Here is a 5,925-nt window from a genome sequence, read left to right as displayed (position 1 = left end):
CGGGATGCGCTGGCGGCGGGGAGGGGGAGCATCTGGCCGCAAGACTGGCGGCGGCGCCGGTCGATGGCGCCGCGAATGCCGCGCTGATCGCGCTGGTCGCCAAGAGTTTCGGCGTGCCCAAGCGCGCGGTGACTATCGTCGCGGGCGAGACCGCGCGGCTGAAACGGCTGCATGTCGCGGGCGACACGCCTGCGCTGGCGGAAATCGCCGCCGCGCTTTAGGACGGCGGGCATGAGTGCGACCATCATCGACGGCAAGGCCTTCGCCGCCGGCCTCAGGGCCCGTATCGCCACCGGCGTCACCGCCTTTGCCGCAGCGGCGGGCCGCGCGCCCGGGCTCGCGGTCGTGCTGGTCGGCGAGGACCCCGCGTCCAACGTCTATGTCCGGTCGAAGGGCAAGGCGACGCGCGAGGCGGGGATGGTGAGCGTCGAGCACCGGCTGCCCGCCGATGTCGGGGCCGAGGCGCTCCTCGCGCTGGTCGCGGACCTGAACGCCGATCCGACGATCGACGGGATCCTCGTCCAGCTGCCGCTGCCCAAGCATATCGACGAGCAGGCGGTGATCGCGGCGATCGATCCCGACAAGGATGTCGACGGCTTCCACCCGATCAATGCGGGGCGGCTGGCGACGGGGTCGGCGGGGTTCGTGCCGTGCACGCCGCTCGGCTGCGTGATGCTGCTCAAAAGCGTCGTGCCGAACCTGAGCGGGATGGAGGCGGTGGTCGTCGGCCGGTCGAACATCGTCGGCAAGCCGATGGCGCAATTACTGCTGCGCGAGAGCTGCACGGTGACCGTCGTGCACAGCCGGACACGCGACGTGCGCGCGCATGTCGGCGCCGCGGACATCGTCGTCGCCGCGGTCGGGATCCCGGAGATGATCAAGGGCGACTGGCTGAAGCCCGGGGCGACCGTTATCGACGTCGGCATCAACCGTACAGAGGCGGGGCTGGTCGGCGATGTCGATTTCGCGAGCGCGGTCACGCTCGCGGGCGCGATCACGCCGGTGCCGGGCGGCGTCGGGCCGATGACGATCGCGTGCCTGTTGCGCAATACGCTGGTGTCCGCCGGGCGGCGCGAGGGCGTGGCGATCGACGAGGCGGCGCTCGACCGGGCCGGCGCATGATCGAGCTCTATATCTCGTCGCTGATCACCTTCTTCGTGGTGATCGATCCGCCGGGCTGCGCGCCGATCTATGCCGGGCTGTCGGCGAGCGCGTCGGCGGCGCAGAAGCGCGCGATGGCGTTCCGCGCGGTCGGCGTGTCGGCGGCGATCCTGTTCGTGTTCGCGCTGTTCGGCGAGGCGTTGCTCAAGGGGCTGGGGATCAGCCTGGCGAGCTTCCGGATCGCGGGCGGGATCATGCTGTTCCTGATCGCGCTCGAAATGGTGTTCGAAAAGCGCACCGAACGCCGGGAGGACCGCGCCGCCAAGGTGGCGAGCGATCCCGAAGCCGACGACGTGTCGATCTTCCCGATGGCGATGCCGATGATCGCGGGGCCGGGTTCGATCGCGTCGGTGATGCTGCTGATGAGCCGCAACAGCGGGATCGAGCGCTCGGCGGTGGTGCTGGCGGCGATGGTGACGATCCTGTTGCTGACGCTCGTCGCGCTGCTCGCGGCGGGGCCGATCATGCGGATCCTGGGCGCGAAGATCGAGGCGGTGATTACGCGGCTGCTCGGCGTGCTGCTCGCGGCGCTGGCGGTGCAGTTCGTGCTGGATGGGTTGTCGGTGGTGTTGCGGTAGGTTGGGGTCGGTGTGCGCGGTGCGCCCTTCTTCGTCATCCCGGGCTTGACCCGGGACCCAGGTTTGCGGGCGGTGGTGCTGCTTGGCTCTGGGTCCTGACTTTCGTCAGGATGACGGGGGGGGTGAGCGGGTGCCGACCCATGTCCGTCATCCCCGCGGAGGCGGGGATCCATAGGCTATGCGTTTGCTGATGACTCGCAGCGTTTGCCCGTCTGGATCCCCGCCTTCGCGGGGATGACGGTTGGGGGGCCGGGGGTCAGTCGACCTTGAAGAGGCGGAGGGGGGGATTTGGCCGGGAGGGGGGAGCGGGGTGAGCCACGCCGGGACCTCGTTCTTTGCCATCTGCGCGTAGAAGCCGTTGGGGCTGCGGGCCTTGTAGTTGGTCGATTCGGCGGCGTTGGGGCAGAGCAGCAACAGGGTCGCGCCGTGGCGTTTGATGATCGCGTGGGCTTCGTCGGGGGTGCGGCCGAAGGCGTGCTGGACGTCGAGGATCGCAGCGCCGTTGCGGTGATAGGGGCCGGCGATCGCGTTGTGGTGCGTGATCGTGATCAGCCGCGGGCCCATGTCGACGAAGGTGAAGATCGTCTGCGCGGGGTATTTGTTCAGCGCGAGCAGCACGGTGGTGCGCAGGCAGTTGCCGGTCGCCATGTTGACGCGCTTTTCATAGCCCTTGGGCTTGCCCACGGGGACGTATTTGAGCGCGATGCCGACGAAGAAGCCCGAGACGATCACCAGCGCGCCCGCGGTGCCGAGCACGCGCACCAGCATCGACCGGTGGCCGAGCAGCCGGGGGACGATCACCCACGCAAGCGCGACGCCGCCGGGGACCGCGAGCATCTGCGCCGCGGGCCCCGCGCGGACCTGCCACAACAGCATCAGCACCGCGAAGGTGGTGAACAGCGCGACCGCGACCCAGCCGATCGCGCTGGGGCGGCGGCGTGCGCGCCACGCGGCGAACAGCGCGCCGAGCAGGCCGATCACCGGCAGCGTCGCGATCGCGACGCCGGTGCGCCAGCTGTGCTTGTAGATCGGTTTGGCCTCGCGGACATTGTTCAGCCAGTTGCGCTGAAGCTCGGGCGAGACACCCTCGGGCCGGGCGAGGCATTGCGGGAACATCAGCGCGAAGCCGATCACGATCGCCGCGCCCGCCGCGACCGCGAGCGCGAGACGCACCCCGCGCGATGCCGGGCCGAAGCGCGCGAGGAGGAAGAGGAGCATTCCGGCGGCGATCATCACGCTGAGCCAGACGGGCGTCAGCGCGTCGCAGCGCATCGCCTGGTTCGCGTTCGAGGCGAAGAGCGCGAAACCGAGCGTGCTGCCGCCACCCAAGGTCAGCGCATAGACCGCGAGCCGCGGCGCCTCGGCGCGGTCCCAGACCCAGCGCAGGGCGATGATCGCGCCGGCCATCGCGGCATAGGGGAGAAGCTCGAGCCCGATCGACAGCGACACCGCGCTCGCGATCCCGACGAGCGCGCCGCCACGGCGGGCCTGCGGGTCGCAGAGCCCGGCGAGCGTGAGGCTGAGCATCGCGAGCTGCCAGCCGTGATGGTCGATGCGTTCGGGCATGTACATCAGCATCGTCGCGGTCGCGCCGACGAGGAACAGGATCGCGAGCGGCCAGGCGAGCGGGTGGATCAGCCGCCGCACCGTCGCGCCGATGCCGAGCATCGCGATCGACAGCGGCAGCAACGGCGCGATCCCGCAGGCGAGCCGTTCGGCCCAGCTGTTGCTGGTGAACAGGCGGAAGAAGAGGATGAGGCCGGCGATCGGCAGGTCGACGATCCGGCTCCAGTGGATGTCGAACCCGGCAGGCGGGTTCATCCGGTACTGGCGCAGGTCGTACCAGCCTGGCCGTCCAGCCACGCGCGGACCTGCATCAGGCGCATATTGTCGTCGGTGTCGCCGAGCGACAGCCAGCGGACCTGACCCCAGCGGTCGGCCAGCGACCAGGCGGCGACGCCGAGCCATGCCAGCAGCGTCAACGCGACCCAGTGGCGATCGAGCAGGTCGCGCCCCCGCTGCCATGGGGACTGGTGGGGCTGATCCAAAACGCTTTCCTCCTGACCGCGCGCGGACTAATGCGCGGGGCGTGACGTTGAGCGCCGCTGTATCGACGCGCGTGTAAAGAACAAGGCGGGCATGCAGGCGATCAGGCGACAGATGGACCAGATGCGGGCGAGCGGCGTGCTCGGCCAGCTCTTCCGCTTCGGGATTGCGGGCGGGCTGTCGAGCGTGATCTATTCGCTCGTCTATCTGCCGCTGACCAGGTTCGTGTTTCCGCCGCAGCAGGCGGTCGCGGCGGTGCCGTTCGCCTTTGCCGTCGCGGTGACCGCGGGCTATTTCCTGCACAGCCGGTGGAGCTTCAAGGGGCATGCCGCCGAGCCGGGCGGGGCGAAACACGTCAAGTTCGTGCTGGTGCAGGGCACGGGGCTCGCGCTCAACGCGCTGATCACCTGGATCGGGACCGCGTTCCTCCATCTGCATCCGTGGGTGCCGCTGGTCCCCGCGGTGTTCCTTGCCGCGATCGTGACGTTCGTGCTCAACCGTTTCTGGGTATTCTCTTGATTATGGCCGATTGCTGATGGACCGCATCGTTTACGACCGCATGGCCGCGCATGATTCCACGCATTGGTGGTACCGCGCACGCCGCGACATCCTGGCGGATTATCTGACGCGTTATGGTGGCCTGCCGGCGGATGCGAAGATCCTCGAGATCGGCTGCGGGACGGGGCACAACCTGCCGATGCTGGCGGGGTTCGGCGAGATCGACGCGATCGAGATCGACCCGGCGGCGCGCGAGATCGCGAGCGCACGGCTCGGCAAGCCGGTCGGGGCGGCGCCGCTCCCCGAACTGCCCGGCGTGCCGCGCGGGCATTACGACCTGATCGCGGTGCTCGATGTGGTCGAGCATATCGCGGACGACGTCGCGGCGCTGAAGGCGATGGCGCAGTGCCTCGCGCCCGGCGGCAAGATCCTGATCGCGGTGCCGGCCCACCAGTGGCTGTGGAGTGCGCACGACACGGTCAACCATCACCATCGCCGCTATTCGAAGGCGACGCTGAAGACGGCGATCGCGGCGGCGGGGCTGAAGCCCGACAAGCTCGGCTATTTCAATTCGCTGCTGTTCCCGCTGGCGGCGGCGGCGCGGATCGCCGGACGGCTGTCGGGCCGCGACGACAGCGACGATTCGCCGCCCGCCAAGCCGCTGAATGCGCTGTTCGAGCGGATCTTCCGGCTGGAGCGGCATCTGGTCGGGCGCGTGCCGATGACGCCGGGGGGTGTCGATCGTGACGCTGGCGGTGCCGGGGTAGGGGTTGGGGGAAGCGCGACACTGTGGCTGCGCTCTCCGTCACTCTTGCTGGTCCGGTGATTGCCGATATTTATCCGGGATCGGACGGACGAACGCAGCCAAGACGCACCCGACGATCAGCGCACCGAGCTTCACCAGATCGAAAGAGTCGCCGTTCTGCACGGTCTCGATCAGGCCGGTCAGGGCGAGCCAACCGATCGCGAACGACAGAAATGGCGTCATGGCCATACGCAGCCGCGGGGGCAGCCTGTTCGCCAACCGTGCTGGTACCGTCGCCATTCCAATCTCCTCTGTGCGAAGACATGTCACGATGGTCTTCTGTCCGCAATCTGGCCAAGCGCCGCCCCATGTCCGTTCGCCCTAAGCGCAGTCGAAGGGTGGGTGCCGGGGGGCGGTGCTTCGACTTCGCTCAGCACGAACGGGGGGGGGGGTGGTGCTGCGGTTGGGTGTGGTTCGCACGTGACGTCTCTCCAATTCCTCCCCGGCGGAGGGCGGGGTTCAGTTGGGGGACGGTGCTGACGGGCGTTGCGCTTCGTTACTCTGGCTTTCCCATCTGGGCCCCGGCCTTCGCCGGGGTGGGGGCTCAGGTGAAGGGTGCGTGCCGGGGGTGAGGCTTCGACTTCGCTCAGCACGAACGGGGGGGCGGTGCTGCGGTTGGGTGTGGTTCGCCCGTGACGTCTCTCCAATTCCTCCCCGGCGGAGGCCGGGGTCCAGTTGGGGGACGGTGCTGACGGGCGTTGCGCTTCGTTACTCTGGCCTTCCCATCTGGGCCCCGGCCTCGCCGGGGGTGGGGGCTCAGGTGTAGGGCGCGTGTGGCGGTGCTTCGGCTTCGCTCGGCACGAACGGGGGGGCTTTGCGAGCCGGTGCTTGCGGGGG

General features: G+C 69.1%; 5 protein-coding genes and 2 pseudogenes. 5 read left to right on the top strand and 2 right to left on the bottom strand.

Translation table 11 applies throughout. From position 1 onward, the window contains the following. Window positions 1-32: 32 nt before the first annotated feature. Genes NI18_RS19655 through NI18_RS19645 form a run of 3 tightly spaced genes read left to right on the top strand, consistent with a single transcriptional unit; the run spans window position 33 to window position 1,739 of the window. Window positions 33-221 carry a DUF167 domain-containing protein gene (locus tag NI18_RS19655; RefSeq protein WP_084215320.1) on the top strand — a complete coding sequence of 63 codons (189 nt, stop codon included), beginning with the start codon at window positions 33-35 and terminating at the stop codon, window positions 219-221. A 10-nt stretch (window positions 222-231) separates the two neighbouring features. Beyond that, on the top strand, window positions 232-1,122 hold the full coding sequence (folD, locus tag NI18_RS19650; protein WP_037532630.1) for a bifunctional methylenetetrahydrofolate dehydrogenase/methenyltetrahydrofolate cyclohydrolase FolD: 891 nt from the start codon (window positions 232-234) through the stop codon (window positions 1,120-1,122). After that, window positions 1,119-1,739, top strand: coding sequence for a MarC family protein (locus NI18_RS19645; protein ID WP_031440980.1), 621 nt, complete (start codon window positions 1,119-1,121; stop codon window positions 1,737-1,739). Before folD ends, NI18_RS19645 begins: the two co-directional genes overlap by 4 nt. Before the next feature lie 256 nt (window positions 1,740-1,995). Here the strand turns inward: NI18_RS19645 and NI18_RS19640 are convergent. Next, window positions 1,996-3,787 (bottom strand): annotated as a pseudogene (locus NI18_RS19640) (AcrB/AcrD/AcrF family protein). Window positions 3,788-3,878: 91 nt separating this feature from the next. Here NI18_RS19640 and NI18_RS19635 point away from each other — a divergent pair. Continuing rightward, window positions 3,879-4,304 carry a GtrA family protein gene (locus NI18_RS19635; RefSeq protein WP_183936133.1) on the top strand — a complete coding sequence of 142 codons (426 nt, stop codon included), beginning with the start codon at window positions 3,879-3,881 and terminating at the stop codon, window positions 4,302-4,304. A 16-nt stretch (window positions 4,305-4,320) separates the two neighbouring features. Next, a pseudogene (locus NI18_RS19630) lies at window positions 4,321-5,050 on the top strand (class I SAM-dependent methyltransferase). Between the two features lie 38 nt (window positions 5,051-5,088). On the opposite strand, the gene NI18_RS19625 reads toward NI18_RS19630, so the two are convergent. Further along, entirely contained in the window at window positions 5,089-5,328 is a 240-nt protein-coding gene (locus tag NI18_RS19625; RefSeq protein ID WP_157840580.1) for a hypothetical protein, read from the bottom strand. Window positions 5,329-5,925: the final 597 nt, after the last annotated feature.

This window comes from Sphingomonas sp. Ant20 (assembly GCF_000783375.1).
In the GTDB taxonomy this organism is placed as follows: Bacteria; Pseudomonadota; Alphaproteobacteria; order Sphingomonadales; family Sphingomonadaceae; genus Sphingomonas; species Sphingomonas aerolata.
This window is presented reverse-complemented; position numbering and strand designations above follow the sequence as displayed.